Origin of the sequence: Nocardia inohanensis NBRC 100128 (assembly GCF_001612945.1) — a bacterium.
Taxonomy (GTDB): domain Bacteria; phylum Actinomycetota; class Actinomycetes; order Mycobacteriales; family Mycobacteriaceae; genus Nocardia; species Nocardia inohanensis.
In genome coordinates this window covers 12,563-38,369 of record NZ_BDBK01000017.1, presented here as the reverse complement: position 1 = coordinate 38,369, position 25,807 = coordinate 12,563, and the positions used below count along the sequence as shown (strand labels likewise).

The 25,807-nt window shown below is 67.9% G+C and carries 25 protein-coding genes; 9 read left to right on the top strand and 16 right to left on the bottom strand.

Annotation, left to right across the window (positions count from 1 at the left end; genetic code table 11):
- The first annotated feature begins 172 nt into the window (after positions 1-172).
- Positions 173-1,378 (top strand): FAD-dependent monooxygenase, encoded by a 1,206-nt coding sequence (locus NI1_RS30875; protein ID WP_067827984.1) that lies wholly within the window; start codon positions 173-175, stop codon positions 1,376-1,378.
- A gap of 21 nt (positions 1,379-1,399) precedes the next feature.
- Here the strand turns inward: NI1_RS30875 and NI1_RS30870 are convergent, their stop codons facing one another.
- On the bottom strand, positions 1,400-3,439 hold the full coding sequence (locus tag NI1_RS30870; RefSeq protein ID WP_067827981.1) for an MDR family MFS transporter: 2,040 nt from the start codon (positions 3,437-3,439) through the stop codon (positions 1,400-1,402).
- 65 nt (positions 3,440-3,504) lie between these two features.
- Positions 3,505-4,170 carry a TetR/AcrR family transcriptional regulator gene (locus NI1_RS30865; RefSeq protein ID WP_067827977.1) on the bottom strand — a complete coding sequence of 222 codons (666 nt, stop codon included), beginning with the start codon at positions 4,168-4,170 and terminating at the stop codon, positions 3,505-3,507.
- A gap of 89 nt (positions 4,171-4,259) precedes the next feature.
- Between NI1_RS30865 and NI1_RS30860 the strand changes: the two genes are divergently transcribed.
- From NI1_RS30860 to NI1_RS30845, 4 genes are all read left to right on the top strand, one after another.
- Complete coding sequence (locus NI1_RS30860) at positions 4,260-5,180, top strand: sigma-70 family RNA polymerase sigma factor (protein ID WP_245663488.1); 921 nt, start codon at positions 4,260-4,262, stop codon at positions 5,178-5,180.
- A gap of 125 nt (positions 5,181-5,305) precedes the next feature.
- A complete protein-coding gene (locus NI1_RS30855; RefSeq protein ID WP_067827972.1) occupies positions 5,306-6,181 on the top strand; it encodes an oxidoreductase in 876 nt (291 codons plus the stop codon).
- A 71-nt stretch (positions 6,182-6,252) separates the two neighbouring features.
- Positions 6,253-6,696 carry a transcriptional regulator gene (locus NI1_RS30850; protein ID WP_169815654.1) on the top strand — a complete coding sequence of 148 codons (444 nt, stop codon included), beginning with the start codon at positions 6,253-6,255 and terminating at the stop codon, positions 6,694-6,696.
- Positions 6,697-6,740: 44 nt separating this feature from the next.
- The gene (locus NI1_RS30845) at positions 6,741-7,082 is read left to right on the top strand and encodes a DUF3817 domain-containing protein (protein WP_067829077.1); all 342 of its coding nucleotides are present in this window, start codon (positions 6,741-6,743) and stop codon (positions 7,080-7,082) included.
- Between the two features lie 133 nt (positions 7,083-7,215).
- Here NI1_RS30845 and NI1_RS30840 read toward each other — a convergent pair whose 3' ends face one another.
- The 10 genes from NI1_RS30840 to clpS all read right to left on the bottom strand — a co-directional run bounded on the left by NI1_RS30840 (position 7,216) and on the right by clpS (position 14,058).
- The gene (locus NI1_RS30840) at positions 7,216-7,824 is read right to left on the bottom strand and encodes a non-canonical purine NTP pyrophosphatase (RefSeq protein WP_067827966.1); all 609 of its coding nucleotides are present in this window, start codon (positions 7,822-7,824) and stop codon (positions 7,216-7,218) included.
- Positions 7,824-8,594 (bottom strand): ribonuclease PH, encoded by a 771-nt coding sequence (gene rph / locus NI1_RS30835; RefSeq protein ID WP_067827964.1) that lies wholly within the window; start codon positions 8,592-8,594, stop codon positions 7,824-7,826. The genes NI1_RS30840 and rph overlap by 1 nt, the downstream gene beginning before the upstream one ends.
- A 53-nt stretch (positions 8,595-8,647) precedes the next feature.
- A complete protein-coding gene (locus NI1_RS30830) occupies positions 8,648-9,412 on the bottom strand; it encodes a cyclic nucleotide-degrading phosphodiesterase (RefSeq protein ID WP_067827961.1) in 765 nt (254 codons plus the stop codon).
- A gap of 69 nt (positions 9,413-9,481) precedes the next feature.
- Positions 9,482-10,186, bottom strand: a complete 705-nt coding sequence (locus tag NI1_RS30825; protein WP_245663487.1) for a rhomboid family intramembrane serine protease — start codon at positions 10,184-10,186, stop codon at positions 9,482-9,484.
- Between the two features lie 60 nt (positions 10,187-10,246).
- On the bottom strand, positions 10,247-11,209 hold the full coding sequence (locus NI1_RS30820; protein WP_067827959.1) for a PLP-dependent cysteine synthase family protein: 963 nt from the start codon (positions 11,207-11,209) through the stop codon (positions 10,247-10,249).
- A 2-nt stretch (positions 11,210-11,211) separates the two neighbouring features.
- Positions 11,212-11,490 carry a MoaD/ThiS family protein gene (locus tag NI1_RS30815; RefSeq protein WP_067827956.1) on the bottom strand — a complete coding sequence of 93 codons (279 nt, stop codon included), beginning with the start codon at positions 11,488-11,490 and terminating at the stop codon, positions 11,212-11,214.
- A gap of 18 nt (positions 11,491-11,508) precedes the next feature.
- Entirely contained in the window at positions 11,509-11,919 is a 411-nt protein-coding gene (locus NI1_RS30810; RefSeq protein ID WP_067829071.1) for a M67 family metallopeptidase, read from the bottom strand.
- 107 nt (positions 11,920-12,026) lie between these two features.
- Positions 12,027-13,088, bottom strand: a complete 1,062-nt coding sequence (locus NI1_RS30805; RefSeq protein ID WP_067827953.1) for a P1 family peptidase — start codon at positions 13,086-13,088, stop codon at positions 12,027-12,029.
- A gap of 21 nt (positions 13,089-13,109) precedes the next feature.
- Positions 13,110-13,679, bottom strand: a complete 570-nt coding sequence (aosR, locus tag NI1_RS30800; protein ID WP_067827950.1) for an oxidative stress transcriptional regulator AosR — start codon at positions 13,677-13,679, stop codon at positions 13,110-13,112.
- Positions 13,680-13,701: 22 nt separating this feature from the next.
- Positions 13,702-14,058 carry an ATP-dependent Clp protease adapter ClpS gene (gene clpS, locus NI1_RS30795; RefSeq protein WP_157535428.1) on the bottom strand — a complete coding sequence of 119 codons (357 nt, stop codon included), beginning with the start codon at positions 14,056-14,058 and terminating at the stop codon, positions 13,702-13,704.
- A 174-nt stretch (positions 14,059-14,232) separates the two neighbouring features.
- Between clpS and NI1_RS30790 the strand changes: the two genes are divergently transcribed.
- Complete coding sequence (locus NI1_RS30790; RefSeq protein WP_067829067.1) at positions 14,233-15,546, top strand: nicotinate phosphoribosyltransferase; 1,314 nt, start codon at positions 14,233-14,235, stop codon at positions 15,544-15,546.
- On the opposite strand, the gene NI1_RS30785 is transcribed toward NI1_RS30790, so the two are convergent.
- Positions 15,521-15,781: a hypothetical protein gene (locus NI1_RS30785; protein WP_067827944.1), complete on the bottom strand. Its 261-nt coding sequence runs from the start codon at positions 15,779-15,781 to the stop codon at positions 15,521-15,523. The two genes, NI1_RS30790 and NI1_RS30785, sit on opposite strands and share 26 nt — an antisense overlap.
- Before the next feature lie 119 nt (positions 15,782-15,900).
- Here NI1_RS30785 and NI1_RS30780 point away from each other — a divergent pair, with 119 nt between their 5' ends.
- Together NI1_RS30780 and NI1_RS30775 are read left to right on the top strand one after the other, a co-directional pair.
- Positions 15,901-16,470 (top strand): nicotinamidase, encoded by a 570-nt coding sequence (locus NI1_RS30780; protein ID WP_067827941.1) that lies wholly within the window; start codon positions 15,901-15,903, stop codon positions 16,468-16,470.
- 67 nt (positions 16,471-16,537) lie between these two features.
- A complete protein-coding gene (locus NI1_RS30775) occupies positions 16,538-18,580 on the top strand; it encodes an ATP-dependent DNA helicase (RefSeq protein WP_067829064.1) in 2,043 nt (680 codons plus the stop codon).
- 164 nt (positions 18,581-18,744) lie between these two features.
- On the opposite strand, the gene NI1_RS30770 is transcribed toward NI1_RS30775, so the two are convergent.
- Positions 18,745-19,293, bottom strand: a complete 549-nt coding sequence (locus tag NI1_RS30770; protein WP_169815653.1) for a DoxX family protein — start codon at positions 19,291-19,293, stop codon at positions 18,745-18,747.
- Between the two features lie 158 nt (positions 19,294-19,451).
- A complete protein-coding gene (locus NI1_RS30765) occupies positions 19,452-20,819 on the bottom strand; it encodes an NCS2 family permease (protein WP_067827938.1) in 1,368 nt (455 codons plus the stop codon).
- Positions 20,820-21,086: 267 nt separating this feature from the next.
- Between NI1_RS30765 and NI1_RS30760 the strand changes: the two genes are divergently transcribed.
- A complete protein-coding gene (locus NI1_RS30760; protein WP_067827935.1) occupies positions 21,087-23,141 on the top strand; it encodes an AMP-binding protein in 2,055 nt (684 codons plus the stop codon).
- A 4-nt stretch (positions 23,142-23,145) separates the two neighbouring features.
- Here NI1_RS30760 and glgP read toward each other — a convergent pair whose 3' ends face one another.
- A complete protein-coding gene (gene glgP, locus NI1_RS30755) occupies positions 23,146-25,713 on the bottom strand; it encodes an alpha-glucan family phosphorylase (protein WP_067827932.1) in 2,568 nt (855 codons plus the stop codon).
- Positions 25,714-25,807: the final 94 nt, after the last annotated feature.

Below are 25,807 nucleotides of genomic sequence, written 5' to 3'. Positions count from 1 at the left end.
ACCGGACCCCGGCGCCGGTGCTGCAACACCACCGCCGAAGCCCGGTCATATACCGTCTCGAACCGCGTCCGTGCAGGCGAACTCGGCACCGAGTTTGGCAACTACAGGATAACTGGGTTCTCCGCACGCGTCCCGGTTCGGGGTAATACTTCGAACCTTCAGGGAGACAACCATGTCCACCATTCGTTCCGCCATCGTCATCGGCGGCGGCATCTCCGGTCCGGTGGCGGCCACCGCACTGCGCCGCGCCGGAATCGACGCCCGGGTCTACGAGGCGTATCCGGGGCCCGCCTACGGCATCGGATCCAATTTGGCCCTGGCGCCCAACGGAATGGCCGCGCTGGAACTGATCGGGGTCGCCGACGCGGTGCGCGCCGTGGCCGCTCCGCTCGCACATCAGTCGATGTCCGTCGGCAAGAAGATGATCAGTGCGCCCATGCTGGCCGATGTCGAACCGCTGCAACTGGTCGACCGGCCGGACCTGCACCGGGTGCTGCACGACCATGCCGTCGAATCCGGGGTGCCGTTCGAATACAACCGGCGCCTCGTGGACGTCGAGGAGCGGGCCGACGGCGTGACCGCGATCTTCGCCGACGGCAGCACCGCCACCGCGGATGTGCTGATCGGTGCGGACGGCATCCGGTCCGCGGTGCGCACGCTGGTGGATCCGAAAGCGCCCGGGCCGACCTATCTGCGCATGCTGGGCTTCGGCGCCTACACCGACGTGCCGGGGCTGGATCTGCCCGAGCAGAGCATGGTGTTCGCGTTCGGCAAGCGGGCCTACTATCTGTACTGGGCCATGCCCGACGGGCGCATCGCCTGGGGCGCGAATCTGCCGCACCAGCAATACCTTTCGCTCACCGAGGCGCGCACCGTACCCGCCGAGCAATGGCTGAAGATCCTGCGGGAAACCTATGCCGGGGACGAACCCGGTGAGCGGCTCGCCCGCAATACGACGCCGGAGCAGTTGATGACGACGGGAGCCTTGCACATCATGCCGTCGGTGCCGCACTGGTATCGCGGGCGGATGGTGCTGACCGGGGACGCCATTCACGCGCCGAGCAATACCTCGGGGCAGGGCGCGTCGCTGGCCATCGAGAGCGCCATCGAACTGGCCCGCTGCCTGCGCGACATCCCGGATCCGGAAACGGCTTTCCCCACCTACGAGGCGCTGCGGCGGCCACGGGTGGAGGGGGTCGCGGCACGGGTGGCCCGGATGAATCAGACCAAGGCCGCGGGGCCGGTGGTCCGGGCGGCCATGGGCCTGGTGATGCCGTTGATGTTCAAGGCGATGAATCCGGAGAAGGCGTTCGGCCCCGAACAGCGCTTCCGGATCGATTGGGACGCAACGGTTCAGCCGGTCCGCACGCTCGTATGAGCGGCGCTCCCCCACCGCCCGCTAATGGTGGGCGGTGAGGGAGTCCGGGCTGTCGGCCTCGTCCAGCAGCTTGGCGGCGATATTGTCCATGGCCTGTTCCAGCAGATCCCGATCCCTCGGATTGGCGACATCCCAGTCATCGATCTGCGATTCCAGCCAGCGCCGCCAGGCACCCCGGACCCGGTCCAATTCCTGCACGCCCTTGTCGGTGAGAGTCAGTGTGCCGCCGTCGTTGCGGATGAAGCCGTCGCGTTCGGCCTTCTCGTAGACCGGGGCCACGACCTCCTTGGGCACCCAGTAGGTGTGCGCCACTTCGTTCACCGTCGCCGCGCCGCGCACCTTGTCGAACATGCGTATCTGGCCGAGCGCCCACGCCTCATCGCGGGTCAGCGAACTGCCTGCGGCACTGAGGATTTCCGGATCCGGCAGCTGATTGTCGCGCAGTTTGCGCAGCACCCGCCCGACCGCCCGCTCCAGTTGCACCACTCGGTCCGGGGAGTCCGGCATCGAAAAGCCCTCGCCCACATCGGTGGCCTCGGCCCGCGCGCTGTCGCGCAGCTTCACCTGCTTCAGGAACCACGCCACGATGAAGCCGAGCACGGCCACCGGCACCACCCAGCGGAACACATAGTCGATGGAGTCGGCGTAGGCGGTGATGATCGGCGCGGCCTGCTCGGCCGGAAGCTGCCGCAACAGTTCGGGATTCGACGCGACCTCCGGCGGCACCTTGGCCGCCATCACCGCCGCACCGAGCTTCGGCGTGATCTGATTGACATAGAGGGTGCCGAAAACCGTTGTACCGAAAGCGGATCCGATAGTGCGGAAGAACGTCACCCCCGAAGTGGCGGTGCCCAGGTCCGCGTAGGGCACGCTGTTCTGCACCGCGATGGTGAGCACCTGCATGGCCAGGCCGATACCCAGCCCCAGGATCAGCATGTACAGGCCCTGCTGCCAGAACGGCGTGCCCGCGCCCATGGTGGACATCAGGTACAGCCCGACCGCCATGATCGCGGTGCCGATGATCGGGAACGCCTTGTAGTGCCCGGTCTTCCCGACGATCACACCGGACAGGATGGAGGTGCCGAACAACCCGACCACCAGCGGCAGCGTGCGGATGCCGGACGCGGTGGCCGAAACCCCGTCCACGTATTGCAGATACGCGGGCAGATAGGTCATCGCACCGAGCAGCGCGAAACCGACGATGAAGCTCAGGATCGAGCAGACGGTGAAGACATTGCTGCGGAACAGGTGCATGGGCAGCATGGGTTCGGCAGCCCGGAATTCGGTGATCACGAACAGCACCGTCATCACCGCCGCGGTGGCGAACAGGCCGATGATCATCCCCGAGCCCCAGGCGTATTCGTTTCCGCCCCAATCCAATCCGAGGATCAGGCAGGTGACGCCGATGGAGATGAGCGCGATGCCGAGGTAGTCGATGATCGGTTTGGTGGCCGCCCGGGTCATCGGGATGGTGCGCGCCGCCACCACGATCATCACGATGGCCAGCGGCACGTTCACGTAGAAGCACCACCGCCAGCTCAGATGATCGGTGAACAGACCGCCCAGGGTCGGGCCGATGACGGTGGTGATGCCGAAGACCGCGCCCAGCGCGCCCTGGTACTTGCCGCGCTCGCGCAGCGGGATGACATCGGCGATGAGCGCCATGGAGGTGACCATCAGCCCGCCCGCGCCAAGCCCCTGCACGGCGCGCGCGATGATCAGCAGCGTCATATCGTGCGAGAAGCCGGCGATGATCGAGCCGACGATGAAGATGGTGGCGCTGAGCTGGAAGACCAGTTTGCGGCCGAAGAGATCGCCGAACTTGCCGGAGAGCGCCGTCGCGATGGCCTCGGCCACCAGGTAGGCGGTGACCACCCAGGCCATATGCCCGGCCCCGCCCAGATCCGCCACGATGGTGGGCAGCGCGGTGGCCACGATGGTGGAGTCGAGCGCCGACATGAGCATGCCGAGCGCCACGGTGGCGAAGATGATGTCGCGGCGGCCGCGGCCGAGCTGAGCAGGTGCGGCAGGGACATCGGCGGTGGCGCTGGCACCCGTCATCGGCCCAGTATGTGGCGCTCACCAGCCCTGATCCGGCAACGACACGGCTAACTTGGCGTGGCGGGTCAGGAAGCGCGCACCGCGTAGTCGCCGAGCGCGGGCTCCAGCAGATCGAAAGCGGTGGCGATCTGCGTCGTCAATACCGCGGCAATGGCGTCGTCGGACTCTCCGGCGACGGTCCGGCGCAGGGTCTCCTCGAAGAGGGCGCGATGCAGACCGGCCAGCAGGGTGGCGGCGATGCGCGGCGTGAGATCGTCCGGCGCGGCATCGGTTTCGGCCGCCAGCGTCTCGGCCAGCAACCTTTCCCGCTCTTCGTGGAATTCGCGTAAACGCGCCACCAGGGCCGGACTGCCGGTGAGCAGCCGGGCGAACTCCGGGCCGGAGAAGCCCGCGATGATCGCGTCCCGGTCGGCCGCCGCGCGCAGGTAGGCCCGGCGCAGCGCCGCGAGCGCCGACTCCCCCGCCCCGCGTTCACGCACGGTCTGCGCCAGGCTCTCGACGAACACGTCGTGCACATCGAGCACCAGGTCTTCCTTGCGCGGGAAGTAGTTGGTGACCGTCATCTTGGCGACGTCGGCCGCCTCGGCGATCTCGGCGATGGTGACGGTGTCGTAGCCGCGCTCCAGGAACAGCCGGGTGGCGGTATGGGAGATGTTCTGCCTGGTCTGCTGCTTTTTTCGCTCACGCAGGCCCAGCGGGCGGGTGCCGGTCTCGGCGGTTGGCGCGCTCATATTGACAACTATAACTAAATCTGGCCCAAGTTCATATTTGACATATTTTTATGTCTGCTCTAAGTTTGTTCGCGATGGCTATCGCAACCGTGAGTGAAGACGCAATCAAGGACTACCTGCGGCAGATCGGGCACACCGCCCTGCTGACCGCCGCCGAGGAGTACGCACTCGGCGAACGCATCGAAGCGGGCCTGCTCGCCCAGGCGCGGCTCGACGAATCCGGCACCACCGCAACAGAACTCACCGACGAGGAGCGCCGCACGCTGACTCATACCGCCGCCGACGGCCGGCGCGCCCAGGACCATATGGTCCGCGCCAACCTGCGCCTGGTGGTCTCCATCGCCAAGCACTACTCCACACCCACCGGCATGTCCCTGCTGGACCTGACCCAGGAGGGAACCTTCGGGCTCATCCGCGCCGCGCAGAAGTTCGAGCATCGGCGCGGCCTGAAGTTCTCCACCTACGCCACCTGGTGGGTCCGGCAGTCCATCGGCCGCGCGCTCTCCGAGCAGAGCCGCGCCATCCGGCTGCCCGGGCACGTGGTCGAGGTGCTCAACAAGGTCAGGCGTACCGAGCGCGCCCTGGCCACGAAGCTCGGCCGGGCCGTCACCGCCGAGGATGTGGCGGCCGAGGTGGGGCTGCCGGTCGAACGGGTCCGCGAGCTGATTCGCCTTGACCGCGAACCGCTTTCGCTGCACCTGCCGATCGGTGAGGAGGATGCCACCGAGCTCGGCGCGCTCATTCCCGACAATGCGCCGGACCCCTCGGTGACCGTCACCGATGCCGCCGCGCACGGCCAGCTGAAGCGCGCCCTCGCCACCCTGCCCGAACGCGAAGCGCAGGTGATCAGCCTGCGCTACGGTCTGGATGGCGCGGAGCCGCGCACCCTGGAAGAGGTCGGCCGCGTATTCGGCGTCTCCCGGGAGCGCATCCGCCAGATCGAGGCCAAGGCCATGCGGAAGCTGCGCCAGCCGTCCCGCACCAAGGGGTTGGCGGATCTGTTGAGCTGATCCGGCCCAGACGGTCCAGTCCGCGCGGCGGGCCGGACCTTCCCCGGGAACTTACTCTGGAGTAAGGTAGGGCGGAGCGAGTGCGACGGTGCACATCGAACGCCGAACCTGTGAGGTCATCAGCCATGGCATGGAAGCCCAGCCAAATCTCGGATCAGTCCGGGCGCACCTTCGTGATCACCGGCGCGAACGGCGGTATCGGTGAGCAGACCAGCAAGGTGCTCGCGAGCAAGGGTGCGACGGTCGTGATGGCCTGCCGCAATGTCGCGAAGGCGCAGGAAGTAGCGGACAAGATCGACGGCGATGTGCGGGTCGCGGCGCTGGATCTGGCTTCGCTGGACTCGGTGCGGGAGTTCGCCGAGAAGAGCGGTGAGATCGATGTGCTCATCAATAACGCCGGGCTGATGAACATTCCGTTCTCGCGCACCCAGGACGGGTTCGAAACCCAGTGGGGCGTCAACCATCTGGGCCACTACGCGCTCGCGGGGCTGCTGCTGGACAAGATCCGGGACCGGGTGGTCACCCTCGCCTCCATCGCGCATCGGCAGACCCCCAAGCTGTGGATCGATGACCTGAACTACGAGAACCGGCGCTACCAGCGCAATCTCGCGTACGCGCAGTCCAAGCTGTCGAATCTCATGTACGCGCGCGAGTTCCAGCGCCGGCTGACCGAGGCCGGGTCGGCCAAGCGCTCCTATGGGGTGCACCCGGGTGTCTCGGCCACCGATCTCTTCGCACGCACCGAAACGCCCCTGGACAAGATCTCCAAGCCGTTCGTCCGGCTGGTCGGGCACTCCCCCGCGCGGGCCGCGCACTCCTCGCTCTTCGCGGCGACCGAGCCCGACGCCGATCCCACCGTCTACTGGGGTCCGAACCGCTTCCGCGGCACCCAGGGCCCGGTCGAGCCGTGCTCGTCGAGCCGCCTGTCGCAGAATCGCGAACTCTGGCAGCGGCTGTGGGCCGAGTCCGAGCGTTTGACCGGGGTCACGTACAAGTTCTGAGCGCGGCGTCGGTCCCGGGTGAGCCGGACCTCCTACTACGCGGCGCGTAGTAGGCAGGTACCGTGGGGGGCGTGTCCGCTCCCCAACGCCGCCCGGCCTTGATCCTGTTCGTGGTCGTGGCAGCAGCGGCGTGCCTGGGGCTGGGTTACTGGCAGTGGGGGCGCTTCGAATCCGGCACGGGCACCGCCCAGAATCTCGGCTACGCCTTGCAGTGGCCGCTCTTCGCCGGCTTCGTCATCTGGGCGTACTTCCGTTTCGTGCGATTGGAGCGCGATGCGGAAGCGGAGCAAACCCCGCAGGCGCCCGACGAGACCGCCCCGCGCCCCAAGCGCGTGAAGCCGGTCGCACCGCGCGAGATTCCCGAGGGACTGCTGCCCGAACGCCCCAAGGCGGTCAAGGACGACGATCCGGAGCTCGCCGAGTACAACCGATACCTGGCCGATCTGCACGCCCACGATATGGATCAGCGGATCCAGGACGCGGGGCTGCGCAATACCGAGAGGAACGCCGGTTGACCACCAGCGACAATTCGACTGAATCCACCGTCGCGCCCCGGCCGATCGGCGCCGCCGCGACCGAGAAGATCCGCGGCGCGCTGCTGCGCTACCGGATCCTGGCCTGGATCACCGGTATCTGGCTGCTGGTGCTGACCGGCGAGATCATCTACAAGTATCTGCTGCTGGAGGACCGCAGCACGGCTCCGCACTGGTTCTTCTACATCGGCCAGGTGCACGGGCTGTTCTACATGCTGTACCTGGTGATGACCATCGACCTGGGCATCAAGGCGCGCTGGAAGCCGGTGACCACGCTGCTCACCTGCCTGGCCGGCACCGTGCCGTTCCTGTCGTTCGTGTTCGAGCACAAGCGGACTCAGGAAGTGAAGGGTTCGTTCGGGCTGTAGGACTGCGCCAGCCCCGTCATTCCGGCGTGCTTTCGGCCGGAATCCACTGTCGCCGTGTGGATCCCGGCTAAGGACATGCCGGGATGACGGGGGCTGAGAACATGCCGGGATGACGGGGGCGCATCTTCGAAATTCAGTCCTGCGCCAGCGCGGCGAGCGCGGGCAGCAGCTGACGCAACGCCCGGCCGCGATGGGAGGCCGCATCCTTCTCGGCGGGGGTGAGCTGCGCCGAGGAGACCTCGCCGCCTTCGGGGACGAAGAGCGGGTCGTAGCCGAAACCGCCGTCGCCCACCGGTTTCCGGGCGATCACGCCCGGCCATTCACCGCGCACCACTTCCTCGACGCCCGCGGCCACCAGCGCGCAGGCCGAGACGAACTGCGCACCGCGGCGCTCGTCCGGGACATCGCCGAGCTGCGCGAGCAGCAGCGTGTTGTTGGCCTCGTCGTCGCCGTGCGTCCCCGACCAGCGCGCCGAGAGCACGCCCGGCATGCCGTTCAGGGCATCCACCGCGATACCGGAATCGTCTGCGACACAGGCCAATCCGGTAGCGGCGAAACCATCGCGAGCCTTGGCCAGGGCGTTCTCCTCGAAGGTCGCGCCGATCTCGGGCGCCTCCTCGTAGGGCGGCACGTCGTTCAGGCCGATGATCTCGATCCCGGCGATCCCGGCCTCATCGAGAATGCGGCGCAATTCGTTGAGCTTCTTGGCATTTCGGCTGGCCACCAGCACCCGGCGCGGCATTACCGCTTCTTCGCTTCTTCCGGCTCCGGCAGGGTGCCGGGGTACGGGAGGGCGAGGGCTTCCTTCTGGATCGCGAAGATCCGCTCACACCCCGCGAGCGCGGAATCGAGCAGCTTGTCCAGGGTGGAGCGCGGGAAGGTGGCGCCCTCACCGGTGCCCTGGATCTCCACCAGCGTCCCGGTATCGGTCGCGACCACGTTCATATCGACCTCGGCGCGCGAATCCTCCTCGTACGGCAGGTCCAGGCGGACCCGGCCGTCCACCACGCCGACACTGACCGCGGCGATGGCGCAGGAGATGGGCTGCGGGTCGGTGAGCTGACCGGCGGCCGCCAGATAGGTGACGGCATCCGAAAGCGCAACGTACGCACCGGTAATGGCGGCGGTCCGGGTGCCGCCGTCGGCCTGGAGCACATCGCAGTCGATGGCGATGGTGTTCTCGCCGATGGTCGACAGATCGATGCAGGCGCGCAGCGAACGCCCGATCAGCCGGGAGATCTCCTGGGTGCGGCCACCGACCTTGCCCTTCACCGATTCCCGACCGGAGCGGGTGTGGGTGGCGGCGGGCAGCATGGCGTATTCGGCGGTCAGCCAGCCCAATCCGGAATCACGACGCCACGGCGGCACGCCATTGGTGACGCTGGCGGTGCACATCACCCGGGTCTGCCCGAACTCCACCAGCACCGAACCCGCCGGATGCGTGGTGAACCCACGGGTGATCTTTACCTCGCGGAGTTCGTCATCCGCACGTCCATCGGCTCGTTTCGACACGAACGTAGCCTAGCGGCGGGCCGGGACAAGTGAACAAAGGCCCGCCCCCGGCCTCAGATGTCGAAGACCTCGCCGGGCGAGACGGCATGCACCGGACCGGAGTACACGGCCTTGGCCTCGGCGATGACGTCCTCGCGCGAAGTCCACGGCGGGATGTGGGTGAGCAGCAGTTCACCGACGCCGGCCTGGGCGGCGATCAAACCGGCTTCGTGGCCCGAGAGGTGAATGCCGGGCGGGCGATTGGCCGGATCGTGCGTCCAGGAAGCCTCGGCGAGCAGCACGTCGGCGCCCTGGGCGAGCGCGAAGACCTCGTCGCAGAGCGCGGTGTCACCGGTGTAGACCAGGGTGCGGCCATTGGCGGTGTTGATGCGCAGGCCGTAGGACTCCGGGGGATGGAACATGCGGCGCGCTTCGATGGTGTGACCGGGCCCGAAGCCGATGGGCGCGTCGGTCACCCATTGGCGCATGTCGATGACGTCGGACCAGTCGTCGGTCTCGCCGCCGATCTCGGCCGAGGCATTGCCGATCCGCAGCGAGGTATCGGAGGGCCCGTAGACGATGGCCTTCCCGGTCGGCGGATTCGGGTGGTAGCGCCGCCACACCAGCAGGCCCGGCAGGTCCAGGCAGTGATCGGCGTGCAGGTGGGTCAGGAAGATATCGACCTCACCGGGATCCAGATAGCGCTGCAACGCGCCCAGCACTCCGGGGCCGAAATCGATCACGGTGGGAGTCATGTCCGGGCCGGTGAGCAGGTATCCCGACGCCGGGGAATCCGGGCCGGACACACTGCCCGAGCACCCGATGACGGTGAGGCGCATTCCCCCATGCTGCCACGCTGCTGTCTCGCTCAAAGGAGGGATCCCCCAAATCGCCGACCGGGTCCAGCGTCACCCCGACGTAACAGGGCGGCCGGCGTTGGCCCCGCGACGATGACGACGTTCATTCCCAGAGAGTACCCATCCGGCAACCAGACCACCCACCGCCCCGAAAAGATGCCCTTGCCAAGAGATTCCGGGCTGTCCGGGCAGCACTCCCCACAGGATCGAGCCGTACAGCAACCCCACCACCACGCTGACGCCGACGAAGGCCCAGTTCCGCGCCAGCCAGCCCCAGCACAGCAGATAGGTGAACCAGCCGAAGACCAGCACCGAGGCGCCCACGTGCACGGATCCGGCCGGCCCGACCAGCCACACCCCTACCCCGGCGATCACCCAGATGATGGCGGTCGCGGCCAGCCCGCGGCCGATACCGCTGAGCAGGGTGAGCAGTCCCAGCACCAGGACCGGGAGGGTATTGCCGATCAGGTGTCCCCAATCGCCGTGCAGCACAGGCGCGAACAGGATGCCGTCGAGTCCGTCGAGTTCGCGCGGGGCCACCCCGCCGTCGTATTGCAGGCGGTCACCGCTGAGCTGATCGACGGTCTCTACCCCGTACAGCAGACCGGTAAACCCGAGAATGATCACAATGGCGCGCTGCCACAACAGCTTCACCGCACCGGTGGCGCGCGGCCCCGCGCCGGGCTTGTTCTCCGATTGCCCGCGCAGCCGCGCGATCCGGTCCGGATCGAACGAAGCTCCCATGCCGCCGCTCATCGCAAGCACCTCCTCGGCTTGCCCCCGAGCGTACCGACGTTCCCCGGCCGCAAGCCGTGATCAAGCCCAGAGTTGCCCGTCGAGGCGCTCCTCGGCTTCCTCGAGGGTGCCGTCGTAGGCGCCGGTGGAGAGGTATTTCCAGCCGCCGTCGGCGACCACGAACGCGATATCGGCGGTCCTGCCCGCTTTCTGGGCTTTCTTGGCGACACCGAGGGCGGCGTGCAGGATGGCCCCGGTGGAGACGCCCGCGAAAATGCCTTCCTCCAGCACCAATTCCCGGGTGCGCTGCACCGCGTCGTAGGGGCCGACCGAGAACCGCGAGGTCAGCACCGATTCGTCGTAGAGTTCGGGCACGAAGCCCTCGTCGAGATTGCGCAGACCGTAGACCAGCTCGCCGTAGCGCGGTTCGGCGGCCACGATCTCGATGCCGGGCACTTTCTCGCGCAGGAAACGGCCGGTGCCCATCAGGGTTCCGGTGGTGCCGAGCCCCGCCACGAAATGCGTGATCTCGGGCAGATCCGCGAGAATCTCCGGGCCGGTGGTCTCGTAGTGCGCGAGCGCGTTGGCCGGATTGCCGTACTGGTAGAGCATCACCCAGTCCGGATGCTCGGCGGCGATCTGCTTGGCCAGGGCCACAGCCTGATTCGAGCCGCCGGCCGCCGGAGAATCGATGATCTCCGCGCCGAACATGGTGAGCAGCTGGCGCCGCTCCACCGAGGTGTTCTCCGGCATCACGCAGATCAGGCGGTAGCCCTTGAGCTTGGCGGCCATCGCCAGTGAGATGCCGGTATTGCCGCTGGTCGGTTCCAGAATCGTGCAGCCCGGGGTGAGCCGGCCGTCGGCCTCGGCCTGCTCGATCATGCGCAACGCCGGGCGGTCCTTGATCGAGCCGGTCGGATTGCGGTCCTCGAGCTTGGCCCACAACCGCACATGCTGCTCGCCGTCCCATTGCGGGGACAGGTTCTTCAGCCCGACCAGCGGGGTGTCGCCGAGCGTCGCGATCAGCGATTCGTAGCGGGCCACGGTTAGCGCGAGCCGCCGGCGACCGCCGGCAGGATGGTCACGGTGCCGCCGTCGGTGACCTCGGCATCCAGCCCGCCGGAGAAGCGCACGTCCTCGTCGTCGATGTAGATATTGACGTACCGGTTGAGCTTGCCGTCGGAGAGCAGCCGCTCCTTCAGCCCCGGGTAGTTGGTTTCCAGATCGTCGATGAGCGCGGCGAGGGTCGCGCCCTCGCCCTGAACTCGCTTCTCGCCCTTGGTGATCGGGCGCATGATGGTCGGAATCGACACGGTGACCGGCATGACTGGGACTCCTTGCTCTCAGGTGGTGACGATCTCGACGGGCTCTTCGTGGACCTGGCCGTCGAGAATGCGGTAACTGCGCAGCTCGTGCCGCTCCGGATCGCGGGTGGAGATGAGCACGTAGTGGGCGTTGGGTTCGGCGGCGAAGGAGATATCGGTGCGGCTCGGGTACGCCTCGGTCGCGGTGTGCGAGTGGTAGATGACCACCGGCTCCTCGTCGGCGGCATCCATCTCGCGCCAGAGTTTCAGCTGTTCGCCGGAGTCGAACTCGTAGAAGGTCGGCGAACGCGCCGCATTGATCATGGGGATGAAGCGTTCGGGCCGATCGGATCCCTCCGGCCCGGCGATGACGCCGCACGCCTCGTCGGGATGGTCCGCGCGGGCGTGCGCCACCATGGCGTCCACCAGGTCTGCCCTGATCACCAGCACTGTCGCATCCTTCCGCTCACGACGCGGCCCGGCCGTGGCGGCCAAACGCTGTCGTCAACAGGTGAGAATATTCGGGTATTCCCGGCGGGCCCGGTCACACCCCATGGTCAGGCCCCGAACAGGTCGCCGTAGGCGGGTATGCCCGCGACCGAGGTGGCGGACAGGATGGCGTCCACGATGGCGCGCTCCACGCAGACCGCGGCGGCGGTACAGAGCTGGTCGAGCAGCAGCAGATCGGCGGGGAAGGCCGGGGGCAGTGGGTAATTCGGCTGCTGCTGCGCCTGCCCGGTGCCCAGCGCGAAGATGGTGTCGCCGTCCAGCGGGGAGTGCGCCGGGCGGACCGCGCGGGCGATACCGTCCTGACCGGTGGCCGCCAAGCGGCGGCAGGCCGCCTTGTCCAGGGCGGCGTCGGTGGCGACCACGCCGATGGTGGTGTTCAGCACGGTGCCCTTCACGGCCAGGGCATTGGCGACGGTGAGCTGTTCGGCGGTGGCGGGGTGCAGGGCGAAATGCTCGGGGCCGTCGGTGCCGCTGCCCCACGGCAATCCGGTGCGCGGATCGAAGACCGAGCCGACCGGGTTGGCGACCATCACCGCGCCGACCGTGACGCCCGCCGCCGGTCCGTCGGTGAATTTCACACTGGCCGTGCCGATTCCGCCCTTGATGGAACCCGCCCGCGCACCGACGCCCGCGCCGACCGAACCGCGCGCGAAGTCCGGGCTCGCGGAATCGGCTGCCATGAAACCGAAGTCGGCGTCGGGGCGAATGTTCCACGCGCCCACCGGCAGATCGAAGATGACGGCGCTCGGGACGATCGGCACCACGCGGGCCGGATCGGCGGGATCCATCGGGATGCCCTCCTTGTGCTCCTCGCACCAGCGCATCACGCCGTCGGCGGCGGCCAGTCCATAGGCGCTGCCGCCGGTCAGCAGGATCGCATTCACCTGCCGCACAGTGTTTCCCGGATCCAGCAGGTCGGTCTCCCGGGTTCCGGGCCCGCCGCCGCGCACATCCACCGAGGCCACCGCGCCGCCGGGCACCCGCACCACCGTGCAGCCGGTGGCCGCGCCCGAGCCGATGGTCGCGTTCGCATCCAGCGCGTGATGGTGCCCCACCAGCACACCCGCCACATCGGTGATCGAATTGCGTGGTCCGGCAACACTGTTCACGCGGTTCTCCTGTCCGGGGCGTTACGGCGCGAGGGCTTGCAGCAGGGAGTCCTGCATCCAGGTGAGCCAGTGGTAGACCTCGAGGCTGGGCGCGCGCGGGTCTTCGGGATCCAGCTGCTCGGGGGTGTCGGCATCGATGTCGAGCGCGGTGCCCAGCGCCAGCCGGACGTCGTTGAGCGCGTTCAGCCAGGCATCCGCCTGTTCGGGGGTGAGCACCACCTTGCCGCCCTGCGGGGGCAGCGTCTCCAGCACCACCAGCCCGGCCGAGACCTTGGCGTCGATGATCTCCGGTTCGTGCAGGCTGCGCAGCGCGCTGTTCATATCGGCGCGTTCGGCGTCGGGGGATCCGGGTTCGCTGCGATGGAAATCGGGCAGCAGCCTGCGCAATCGGGGGTCGTCGGGCGGGGTGTTGTTGCCGAGCTGTAGCCCGGTGAGGGCGGCCAGATCGTCCTCGGGGGCCGAGCGGGCCCGGTCGGTGAGCAGTCCGGTGACCGCCCCGACGAGCGAACGCAGCACCTCCGCTTCGTGGCCGTCCATTTCCGAACGCAGTTTCAACCCGCCCAGGGAGTTCTTTCTGCTCCACTTCCGCACGGGTTCACCGTAGTCGCCCGGTTCAGTCGTCACGCTGCATGGTCGCCCACAGTCCGGCCGCGTGCAGGCGTTGGACGTCGTGTTCCATCTTGTCGCGCGAGCCCGAGGACACCACGGCCTTGCCCTCGTTGTGCACCTTCAGCATCAGCTCGGTTGCCTTGCCTTTGCTGTAACCGAACAGCTTCTGGAAGATGTACGTCACGTAGTGCATGAGGTTGACCGGATCGTCCCAAACGACCGTTACCCAGGGCCGATCCTCGGCCTCCAGGATTTCCGCGTACTCGATCGCCTCGGGGGTCGCCTGTGCCGCCGACAGTGTCACGTTCCCACCGGCCGGACCGGCGGCGACCCGGACAGTGTCATCTGTACACAGACCCATAACGTCCAGGGTACGACTCGACCACTGAGAAACAACAGTCCGCGACACGCCGGAGCGCCGAGTTGGAAGAGCAGCGTGTCTCCGCCGGTGCCCCTCAAAACCCCCTGGTTCGCGGCCCGGCTCGTTCTGAACCGAGTGGAGCGGAGGAGCGAAGCGGAGGGCAAGATAGGCACTGTGAAGATCGCTGACGGGGTCACCAGTACCGCGCTTCTGACGGACCAGTACGAGCTGACCATGCTCGCGGCGGCCTTGTCCGATGGTTCGGCGCAAAGGCAGTGCACCTTCGAGGTATTCGCCCGGCGCTTGCCGCACGGCCGGCGTTACGGCGTGGTCGCGGGGACCGGGCGGTTGCTGGCGGCGCTGACCGAATTCCGTTTCGGGCCGGACGAACTCGCGGTGGTCTCGAAATTCCTCGACGAGCGCACGCTGGAATGGCTGCGTACGTACCGGTTCTCGGGCGATATCGACGGGTATCGGGAGGGCGAGCTGTATTTTCCGGGCTCGCCGATCCTGACCGTGCGCGGCACCTTCGCCGAATGCGTCCTGCTCGAGACTTTGATCTTGTCGATCTACAACCACGACAGCGCCATCGCCGCCGCGGCGGCACGCATGATCAGCGCCGCCGCCGGCCGCCGCACCATCGAAATGGGTTCGCGGCGCACCCACGAATTCGCCGCCCCCGCCAGCGCTCGCGCCGCCTATCTGGCCGGGTTCGACGCCACCTCCAATCTGGAGGCGGCCCGCACCTTCGGCGTGCCCAGCGCGGGCACCAGTGCACACGCGTTCACCCTGCTGCACAGCGGATCCGACGGCGCGCACGAGGCCGAGGCGTTCCGCAGTCAGGTGGCGGCGCTCGGCGTCGGGACCACGCTGCTGGTCGACACCTTCGACATCACCAAGGGCGTGGCCACCGCCATCGAGGTGGCCGGACCCGAATTGGGTGGCGTGCGAATCGATTCCGGTGATCTCGGGGTACTGGCGCGGCAGGTCCGCGAACAGCTCGACGGCCTGGGCGCGACCCGCACCCGCATCGTGGTCTCCGGCGACCTGGACGAGTACGCGATGGCCGCCCTGCGCGCCGAACCGGTCGACGTCTACGGCGTGGGCACCTCGCTGGTCACCGGATCCGGTGCGCCGACCGCCGGCATGGTCTACAAGCTGGTCGAGGTCGAGGGCGTGCCGGTGGCGAAACGCAGCTCGCACAAGGAGTCTCGCGGCGGAACCAAGAAGGCCGTGCGACTGTCACGCCAGACCGGCACCATCGTCGAGGAGATCGTCTATCCGGCCGCCGCGCCCCAGCCCGCGCCCAACGGCTACCAGATCCGCGAACTGCAAACCCCGCTGGTGCGCGGCGGCGAGGTCCTGCCGGATCAGCCGACACTGCACGAGAGCCGGGAGCTGGTGGCGCGCGGCCTGGTGAGTCTCCCGTGGGAGGGCCTGAAACTCTCGGACGGCGACCCGGCTATTCCGACGACGTTTCTGAACTGACCGCACGGCGTGCCCGCAGCTTGGCCCGCACCGTCACCACGACATACACCGCAATGATCATGATCAGTGCGTAGGCGACGCCGCCGAGCAGTGACCGCGTGATCAGCCCGGCCCATCCGGCGGCAGCGCCCGGAGCGTCGCCGAAGTACACCGTCCCGCCGATGGTGCCGAAGGTGTACGCGAACACGCCCACCAACGCGGCACGCAGGATCCAGCCGTATTGCTTCGCCGTCATGTCGTTCCTCCCGGGCAAGGGCCGATGACGCCGCGTGGACCGGCCGGGAGCCGGGCGGCACAATGCAATACGAGAGCCGGACCGCCCGGGTTCAGCCGCTGACATCGGGAGGAAAGCCCATGAGCCGGGCCTTGATCGTCGTCGACGTGCAGAACGATTTCTGTGAGGGTGGATCGCTGGCCGTCACCGGCGGTGCGGCGGTCGCCGAGCGCATCAGCGAATACCTCGGGGTGTCCGATTACAGCGCCGTGGTGGCCACCCGCGACTTCCACATCGACCCGGGCGCGCACTTCTCCGCCACCCCGGACTACGTCGACAGCTGGCCCCCGCACTGCCGCGCCGGAACCGCGGGCGCCGAGTTCCACCCCGGCCTGAACCTCGCCCCGATCGAGGAGATCTTCTCCAAAGGGGCCTATACGGCGGCCTATTCGGGCTTCGAGGGCACCGCCACCGACGGCGCCACCACCCTCGCCGATTGGCTCCGCGAGCACGGCATCGACGCGGTCGACGTCTGCGGCATCGCCACCGACCACTGCGTCCGCGCCACCGCCCTGGACGCCCGCGCCGCCGGCTTCGACACCCGCGTCCTGCTCGGCCTCACCGCCGCCGTCTCCCCCGCGACGGTGGACACCGCCCTGGACAAGCTGCGGGCCGCGGGCGTCGAACTCGCCGGGACGCTGGAGGGCTGACCACCCGAAACCCCCGTTCGCGGAGGTTTGCGTGAGGTTGTCGGCGGAGCGCAGTAATCTGGCCGCCGTGCCCGAAATCCCTCCCGTACCGAAGCTCTTGGCCACCGCAGTACAGGCGCTGGGAGGGAAGGAACGCAAGGGTCAGCAGACCATGTCCGCGGCCGTCGCGCATGCCATCGATACCGGGGAGCATCTCGCGGTTCAGGCCGGGACCGGCACCGGTAAGTCGCTCGCGTATCTGGTGCCGAGTCTGCGGCACGCGGTGCGGACCGGGCGGACGGTCGTCGTCTCGACCGCGACCATCGCTTTGCAGCGGCAGCTGGTGGATCGGGATCTGCCGCGGCTGTCGGAGGCCCTCGCGGAGCCGCTCGGGCGGGTGGCGCAGTTCGCGATTCTCAAGGGGCGCAACAACTATCTGTGCCTGAACAAGGTCAACAGCGCGATTCCGGACGAACCCGCCGAGGCCGAGCTGTTCGATGCCTTCGCCATCTCACGGCTGGGGCGGGAGGTGCAGCGGCTCAACGAATGGGTTTCCGATACCGAGACCGGGGACCGGGACGAGCTGACGCCGGGGGTGAGCGACCGCGCCTGGCGGCAGGTGAGCGTGAGTTCCCGTGAATGCCTCGGCAAGTCGCGCTGCTCGTTCGGGCAGGACTGCTTCGCGGAGAAGGCGCGCGCCGAGGCCGGGAACGCCGATGTGGTGGTGACCAATCACGCGCTGCTGGCCATCGACGCCATCAGCGGGATCCAGGTGCTGCCCGAGCACGATGTGGTGGTGATCGACGAGGCGCACGAGCTGGTGGACCGGGTGACCGGGGTGGCCACCGCCGAACTGTCCACGGCTTCGATAACGGCGGCCGCCAAGCGCTGCACCAAGCTCATCGACGAGCAGGAGGTCGATCGCCTCGAAGGCGCGGCCGAGGCCTGGCACACCCTGCTCGACGACCTGAACCCGGGCCGCTGGGATCGCCTGCCCGACGGCGCGGCGCCGGTACTGGCGCTGGTCCGCGATGCCGCCTGGAACTGCCGGACCGCCTTGAATCCGCAGGGTTCCAGTGCGCCGCAAGGGGATCCGGAGGGCGCGGCCGCCCGCAATCAGGCCCTGGCCGCCGTGGAGGAGGTGCACGACGCGGTGGTGCGGGTGCTGGAGACCTTCGAGGAACCCGATCCGGCGGCCCATCGCGATGTGGTCTGGCTGGCCTCCGACGAATTGCGCGGCGTCGCCCGCCGCACCCTGCACATGGCCCCGCTCTCGGTCGGCGGGCTGCTGCGCAGCCGCCTGTTCGCCGAGGCCACCGTGATTTTGACCTCCGCGACCCTCCAGATCGGCGGCTCCTTCGACAATCTGGCCGTCACCTGGGGCCTGCCGCCCAAATCCGCCAATCAGGTGGATCCGGCGCTGGCCACCGGCAAGGAGGCGCCGTCGGACGAGAAGAAGCTGCGCTGGGAATCGGTCGATGTGGGTTCCCCGTTCGACCATGCCAAATCCGGAATCCTGTACGTGGCCAAGCATCTTCCGGCCCCGGGCCGCGACGGCCTGCCGCAGCCGTACCTGGACGAGATCGAGCGCCTGATCACCGCCGCGGGCGGCCGCACCCTGGGCCTGTTCTCCTCCATGCGCGCCGCCAAGGCCGCCACCGAGCTGCTGCGCGAGCGCCTCGACACCCCGATCCTGTGCCAGGGTGACGATGCCACCGGCGCGCTGGTCCGCAAGTTCGCCGACGACCCGGAAACCTCACTGTTCGGCACGCTTTCGCTGTGGCAGGGCGTGGATGTGCCGGGCCCGTCGCTGAGTCTGGTGATCCTGGACCGGATTCCGTTCCCGCGCCCGGACGATCCGCTGCTGGTGGCTCGCCAGCGCGCGGTGGAATCGCGGGGCGGCAACGGTTTTCTCTCGGTCGCGGCCAATCACGCGGCGCTGCTGCTCGCCCAGGGGACGGGGCGCTTGTTGCGCAGTGTGGACGATCGCGGAGTTATCGCAATTCTGGATTCTCGACTGGCTACCGCGCGCTATGGCGGATATCTTCGCGCCTCACTGCCGCCGTATTGGGAAACATCCGATCCCCAAGTTGTGGTGAAAGCCTTAGCGCGACTTACTAAAACGAGCTGACAAATGCAAGAACGTCTGTGAGAACACTCACAGGGGTGGCCCATGCTTCCGATCAGAAGTAAATTGGCTGTCGATACTCCGGTGACCCCCCAATTCCCACATCGGATGTGTCGTCCGTCCCCGCGCCAAGCCCTGCACGCGGCGCGGGGACACGAAACTTTTTGTTACAGCGCCGACTTCAGGACGAGCGTGATGATCGCGGCCACGACGGCCAGCGCCACGGCTCCCGCGCCCCACACCACACCCTGCCGCTGCCACGGCCGGCCGTGATCGAGCGAGAAGCGGCCCGGTCCGGTGAAAGCCAATGCGGTAGCCGCGATTCCGAAGAGCACCGGCATCTCCCACATGGCGAAGCCGCCGCTCCACACCGCGTTGGCGGCATTGATCATGGTGCCCAGCGCGGCGGCGGCCGCCAGCGGCGTGAGCAGGCCCAGCAGCAGGAGCAGCCCGCCGCCGAATTCGGTGAGCCCGGCCAGGGTGCCGAAGAACTTGCCGGGGTTGTAGCCCATGCCGTCGAAGGATTGGGTGGTGGCGTCCCAGCCGTAGCCGTTGAACCAGCCGAAGAGTTTCTGGGAGCCGTGTACGGCCAGCAGGCCGCCGAAGCCCACCCGGGCGATCAGCAGGCCGATATCGCTCGCGGCGACGGAAGTGGTGGTGGCGGGGGCGTTCTGAGTGGTCATGGCGTTCTCGACTGTCGTCTCGAAGGTGGTCATGGCGTGCTCGTTCCTCGTCGGTCGGTCTGCGTCCCGGCCGCGATCTGAAAACGGACCATGGTCCGTATCGCTGCCGACGGTGAGACTCAACCGACCTCGGCGGCAGCCTATTCCGCTGCCGCCCCGCCGCGGCGGTGACCTGGGTCACCGCTGCCGGATTACTCCGCGAGGAACCAGAAGTAGGACAGGAAGATCAGGGCGAGCACCCACATCACCGGATGCACTTCCCGCCAGCGTTTCTTGGCGACCATGACCACCGGATAGAACAGCAGGCCCATGGCGATGCCGTTGGCGATGGAGTAGGTCAGCGGCATCATGATCACGGTCAGGAAGGCCGGGACCGCGTACTCCAGCTTGGCCCACTCGATTTCGCCCAGGGCCCGCGCCATCAGCACGCCGACCACGATCAAGGCCGGCGCGGTCACCGCCGGCACGCCCGCGACCACCGCGAAGAGCGGGAAGAAGAACATGGCGATCAGGAACCAGAAGGCCGTGGAGACCGCGGTCAGACCGGTGCGCCCGCCCGCCGAAACACCCGCCGTGGATTCGACGTACGCGGTGGTGGTGGAGGTGCCGATGATGGCGCCCGCGGCGGTGCCGACCGAGTCGGCGGCCAGGGCCTGGCCCGCGCGATCCAGCTTGCCGTCCTTGGTGAGCAGCCCGGCCTGATTGGCCACCCCGATCAAAGTGCCGGAGGCGTCGAAGAAGTCGACGAACAGCATGGTCAGCACGACGATGATCATCTGCTGAGTGAAGGCGTCGGGCAGGTGGATGACCGCCTGGCCGAAGGTCTTGTCCAGCCCGTGCGGCAGTGCGGCAAGGGAATTCGGCAGCTCCACCAGACCGCAGACGATGCCGAGCAGGGTGGTGGACAGGATGCCGTAGAGCACCGCGCCGTGCCAGCCCAGCACCAGGAACACGACGGTGACGACCAGGCCGAACACCGCCAGCAGGGTGGTGCCGTGGTGGAAGTTGCCCAGGTGCACGAAGGTGGCGTCGCTGGCCACCACGATGCCGGAGTTCTTCAAGCCCAGGAAGGCCACGAACATGCCGATGCCCGCGCCGACGGCCAGCTTCATCTGCATGGGGATGGCGTCGATGATCTTCTCGCGCACCTTGGTGACGGCGAGCACGAAGAAGATGATGCCCGAGAGCAAGGTGCCCGAAAGCGCTTCCTGCCAGGGGATTCCCATGCCGAGCACGACGCTGTAGGCGAAGAAGGCGTTGAGGCCCATGCCGGGCGCGAGCGCCACCGGGTACTTGGCCCACAGGCCCATGACCAGGGTGCCGAAGACGGCGGCGACGGCGGTGGCGGTGAAGACCGCCTGCACCGGCATGCCCTTGTCGCCGAGCGCGCCGTTGGGGCCGTCGCCGAGGATGGACGGGTTCACGGCCAGCACGTACGACATGGCCAGGAACGTGATGGTCCCGGCCATGAGCTCACGTTTGACGGTCGATCCGTGCTGGCTGATGCCGAAGTACTCGTCGACGCGCCCCTTGGTGCGCGTGAGGACGCCGGTGCTCATGAGTGTGCTGTCTCCAGTCGGCAGGAGGTAGAAGGATGCCCTGGGCACCGTACTTGTCCTGTTCATCCGGTCTGCACCCGACCCGGCGAACCGTTGGCAATCGCGACTGCCACACCCTTGAATTCACGTGACCAGCTGCGCAATTACCCCGCAATTTAACTGATTACCGACCGGTAATTATTGAGTCTTGACCTAAACTGTCTGGGACGTTACAAATGCGTTATCGCCGGACAACAGGGGAACCGGCCGACGAGAGTATGCAAGCCCGTGGTTACCGACGTCATCGATGCGATCGCCGAATTCCCGATCGCCCGTAAAGCAATCTGGGATGTGCTCGTCGAGCCACAGACCTACCCCCGGCTATTTCCCGGAATCGGCGCGTGTGAAACACCCGATACCGCCGAAGAACATCAGACGCTGAATCTGCGGATCGGCGGCCACGGCATCGAGATCCGGACCCTGCGCGTCCTGCTGCGGATCGCGCGGCATCAGGAGAGCTTGGAACTGCACTGCCCCGACTACGGCAGCTTCGCCGCCATCCGGCTGAGTGAGACCGGTGCGCAGACCCGGGTGCTGGTCACCTGCTTCAAGGCGAGCCACGTACATCCGCTGCTGACCGAACTGCCCAATTCGGCGGTGACGGCCTGGGTGCAGCAGGGGCTGCGGCGGGTCGCGGAACTGATCACGGGCGCGCCCACCGCGGTGATCGTCAACGGCGAGGACTCGCCGATGAAACTGCAAGCGGGCGTTGCCAAACAGATGGTGGCGTCCGGAGTCGTGCGCACCTTCCGGCCGGATGTGGGGCTGCGGCAGATCGGCAGCCTGGCCAAATGGGGCTTCAGCCTGGCGGGCGGATACGCCGCCGCGGCCGCGCACTCCCCGCAGCGCCCGGCCGTGGTCGACGACCGCTACAGCAGCACTTTCGAGCAGCTGCACGCGCGCAGCAATGCCCTCGCCGGGGCGTTCGCCGCGCTCGGTTTCGGAGCGGGGACCTCCATCGGGCTGCTGTGCCGCAATCACACCGGGATGGTGGAATGCATGGTGGCGGCGGGCAAGTCGGGCGCGGACGCGGTGCTGCTCAATACCGGGCTGCCGGCGCGGCAGATCGAGGAGATCGTGCAGCGGCATCAGCTCTCGGCGCTGTTCGTGGACAACGAGTTCGAGCATCTGGTGCGATACCTGCCCTCGGACCTGCCGCGTTTCACCGCCGACGACACCGCGCCCGAACCCGGGCGCACCACCCTCGAAGAGCTGATCGCCATGCGGCAGGAGCCGCCGCGCAAAGCCCCGCGCCCGGGGCGGCTGGTGGTGCTCACCTCCGGCACCAGCGGCACGCCGAAGGGCGCGCGCCGCCCGCATCCCAAAGGCTTCGGGACGGTGGCGGCGCTGCTGTCGCGAATCCCGTTCGGCGTCAACGAAACCATGCTGATTCCGGCCCCGCTGTTCCACACCTGGGGCCTGGCCGCCTTGCAGATCTCCACCGCCATCCGCGCCACCGTGGTGCTGGCCGATCGCTTCGATGCCGAGGAGTGCCTGCGGCGCATCGCCGAGCAGCGCATCACGGCGCTGATCGTGGTGCCGGTCATGGTGAATCGCATCCTCGACCTGCCCGTGCAGGTGCGCGAACGCTACGACCTGTCGAGCCTGAAGGTGGTGGCCAGTTGCGGTGCGCCGCTGGCCGGTGCGGTGGTGCTGAAATTCCTGGAGACCTTCGGCGACATCCTCTACAACGTGTACGGCTCCACCGAGGTGTCGTGGGCGTCCATCGCCGACCCGGCCGATCTGCGCCTGTCCCCCACCACCGCCGGGCGGCCGCCGCTGGGCACCAGAATCGCGGTGCTGGGCCCGGATCGGCGGCCGCTGCCGATCGGCGCGATCGGGCGGATCTTCGTCGGCAATCACATGCTCTTCGACGGCTACACCGATGCCACGCCCCCGGACGAGGCGGACGGCATGCTCGACACCGGCGATATCGGCTATCTGGACGCCACCGGCAAGATGTTCGTCTCCGGCCGCGACGACGAGATGATCATCTCGGGCGGCGAGAACGTCTTCCCGCGCGCCGTCGAAGAGGCCCTGTCGCATCTGCCGCAGGTCAGCGAGGTGGCCGTGGTGGGGGTGCCGGACCGCGAGTTCGGCCAGCGGCTGGCGGCTTTCGTGGTCAAACGCCCCGGCTCCGGCCTGGACTCGGAGATGGTGCGCAATTACATCCGGCACCGGGTCAGCCGGTTCTCGGTGCCCCGCGACGTCACCTTCCTGGAATCGCTGCCGCGCAACGCCACCGGCAAGATCCTCAAGCGCACCCTGATCCTGCCGACCTGAGCCGCTACGGGCTGGGGGTGGCGATCAGGCCGAACTCCGCGTCACCGGCCAGCAGCGGATGGTGCGGCAGGATGCGGATGGTGTAGCCGACCGCACCCGAGACCGGGACCGGGGTTTCGACGGTGAAAACGTCGGTGCCGGAATCGGTTCCGCTGGGTGTCATCTCGATGGTGTGGACGTCGGTGAGGTCGTCGCTCGGGGTGACACGGCCCAGGGCGGCCTGTACGGAGACGTCGGAGGGCGCGAGACCGCCCAGATCGATGCGGGCGCGCAGGGCCAGGTTCGCGCCGATGACCGGGGTGTCGGGCAGGCCGGAGCTGTCGACCTGCACGACTTTCACCGCCGGCCAAGCGGATTCGATGCGGCGGCGGTACTCGGCGAGCTCGCGGGCGCCCTTGAAATCGTCGGCGGCGACCGCGGCGTAACCGGCCGCGGTCGGAGCGTAGTAGTCGACGGCATAGTCGCGAACCATCCTGGACGCCAACACCTTCGGGCCCAGGGTTCGCAGGGTGTGGCGGACCATTTCCATCCAGCGCACCGGCACGTCGTCGTGGTCGCGATCGTAGAAGCGCGGCAGCACCGCACGTTCGAGCAGTTCGTAGAGGGCCGACGCCTCGAGGTCGTCGCGGCGGTGTTCGTCGCGGACGCCGTCGGCGGTGGGGATGGCCCAGCCGTTCTCGCCGTCGTACATCTCGTCCCACCAGCCGTCGCGGATGGAGAGATTGAGGCCGCCGTTGAGGGCCGACTTCATGCCGGAGGTGCCGCAGGCTTCCAGCGGGCGCAGCGGATTGTTCAGCCAGACATCGCATCCCCAGTACAGGTAGCGGGCCATGGACATGTCGTAGTCGGGCAGGAAGACGATGCGATGCCGGACCGCCGGATCGTCGGCGAAGCGCACGATCTGCTGGATCAGCGCCTTGCCGCCGTCATCGGCCGGATGCGATTTGCCCGCCACCACCAGCTGCACCGGATGCTCGGGATCGAGCAGCATGGCGCGCAGGCGATCCGGGTCGCGCAGCATGAGGGTGAGCCGCTTGTAGGTGGGGACGCGCCGCGCGAACCCGACGGTCAGCACCCGCGGATCGAAGACCTCGTCCACCCAGCCCAGCTCCGCCGGCGCCGCGCCGCGCTCCAGCCAGGAATTGCGCAGCCGGCGGCGGACCTCGCCGACCAGGATGGCGCGCAAGGCATTCCGGGTGGACCACAGTTCACCCAGATCCACATCGCAGAGCCGTTCCCAGCCCCGCGCCTCCTCCACCAGCTCGTCGCCGATGAGCTCGCGGGCCTTGTCGATCCATTCGCGCGCGGCCCAGGTCGGGGCGTGCACGCCATTGGTGACCGAACCGATCGGCACCTCCGCGATATCGAAGCCCGGCCACAGCGGGGCGAACATATCGCGGCTGACCTCGCCGTGCAGCTTCGAAACACCGTTGGCGCGCTGGGCGAGTCGCAGACCCAGGTGGGCCATATTGAACACCGAGGGGTCGGCCTCGCGACCCAAGGCCAGGATGCGATCCACCGAAACACCCGGCAGCACCGGGGATTCGCGCTCACCGTGCGCCCCACCGAAGTAGCGGCGCACCAGCGCACTGGCGAAGCGGTCGATACCGGCGGGCACCGGGGTGTGGGTGGTGAACACCGTCCCGGCACGGACGGCGGCCAGGGCGGCGTCGAAATCCATTCCGGCGGACATGAATTCACGAATCCGCTCGATGCCGAGGAACCCGGCATGACCCTCGTTCATATGGAACACATCGGGATCGGGCAGGCCGTTGGCGCGGGTGTATGCGCGCACCGCGCGAGTCCCGCCGATACCGGCCAGAATCTCCTGTTTGATGCGATGATCCTGATCACCGCCGTACAGCCGGTCGGTGACCGCGCGCAGCTCCGGATCGTTCTCGGCGATATCGGAGTCCAAGAGCAGCAACGGAATCCGCCCCACCTGCGCGATCCACACCCGCGCCCGCAGCACCCGCCCCTCCGGCATGGCCACGTGAATGAGCACCGGCGCGCCGCCCTCGGTGAGCAGCCGCAACGGCAGCCCCTGCGGATCCAGCGCGGGATACCGTTCGGCCTGCCAGCCGTCGGCGGTCAGCGACTGCCGGAAATACCCTGAGCGGTAAAGCAATCCGACACCGATGAGCGGCAAACCCAGATCCGAGGCGGCCTTGAGATGGTCGCCCGCCAGAATTCCGAGCCCGCCGGAGTAGTTCGGCAACACCTCGGTGACGCCGAACTCCATGGAGAAGTACGCGATTCCCCGCGGCCCGCTCACCTGCTTCTGGAACCAGCGCGGACGTGCGAGATAGTCGGCCAGATCCGCCGCGGCGGCATCGACCCGCCGGGTGTACGCCGCGTCCGCCGCCAGCTCGTCGAGCCGCTCGGCCGGCACCTCCCCCAGCATCCGCACCGGATCGTGCGCGACCTCCGACCACAGGTGCGGATCCAGCTCCGCGAACAGGTCCTGCGTCGGCCCGTGCCACGACCACCTCAGATTGGTCGCCAACTCGGTCAGCGCGGAGAGTCGCTCGGGCAAATGAGCGCGGACGGTGAAACGACGCAGTGCCTTCACGGTGCTTATTCTGCCCTCCGCTTCGCTCCGGGCGGGTTCGCGGCCCCAAAGTCTCGTTCTTCCCTCCCTCCACTCCCCCGCTTCGCTCCTCCGC

What these genes read in the sequence shown, in the direction of transcription:
- NI1_RS30875 (WP_067827984.1), top strand. Translation starts at nt 173, where the DNA reads ATGTCCACCATTCGTTCCGCCATCGTCATCGGCGGCGGCATCTCCGGT.
- NI1_RS30870 (WP_067827981.1), bottom strand. Translation starts at nt 3,439, where the DNA reads ATGACGGGTGCCAGCGCCACCGCCGATGTCCCTGCCGCACCTGCTCAG.
- NI1_RS30865 (WP_067827977.1), bottom strand. Translation starts at nt 4,170, where the DNA reads ATGAGCGCGCCAACCGCCGAGACCGGCACCCGCCCGCTGGGCCTGCGT.
- NI1_RS30855 (WP_067827972.1), top strand. Translation starts at nt 5,306, where the DNA reads ATGGCATGGAAGCCCAGCCAAATCTCGGATCAGTCCGGGCGCACCTTC.
- NI1_RS30840 (WP_067827966.1), bottom strand. Translation starts at nt 7,824, where the DNA reads ATGCCGCGCCGGGTGCTGGTGGCCAGCCGAAATGCCAAGAAGCTCAAC.
- NI1_RS30830 (WP_067827961.1), bottom strand. Translation starts at nt 9,412, where the DNA reads ATGCGCCTCACCGTCATCGGGTGCTCGGGCAGTGTGTCCGGCCCGGAT.
- NI1_RS30825 (WP_245663487.1), bottom strand. Translation starts at nt 10,186, where the DNA reads ATGAGCGGCGGCATGGGAGCTTCGTTCGATCCGGACCGGATCGCGCGG.
- NI1_RS30815 (WP_067827956.1), bottom strand. Translation starts at nt 11,490, where the DNA reads ATGCCGGTCACCGTGTCGATTCCGACCATCATGCGCCCGATCACCAAG.
- clpS (WP_157535428.1), bottom strand. Translation starts at nt 14,058, where the DNA reads ATGGGTCTGTGTACAGATGACACTGTCCGGGTCGCCGCCGGTCCGGCC.
- NI1_RS30785 (WP_067827944.1), bottom strand. Translation starts at nt 15,781, where the DNA reads ATGACGGCGAAGCAATACGGCTGGATCCTGCGTGCCGCGTTGGTGGGC.
- NI1_RS30780 (WP_067827941.1), top strand. Translation starts at nt 15,901, where the DNA reads ATGAGCCGGGCCTTGATCGTCGTCGACGTGCAGAACGATTTCTGTGAG.
- NI1_RS30770 (WP_169815653.1), bottom strand. Translation starts at nt 19,293, where the DNA reads ATGACCACCTTCGAGACGACAGTCGAGAACGCCATGACCACTCAGAAC.
- NI1_RS30765 (WP_067827938.1), bottom strand. Translation starts at nt 20,819, where the DNA reads ATGAGCACCGGCGTCCTCACGCGCACCAAGGGGCGCGTCGACGAGTAC.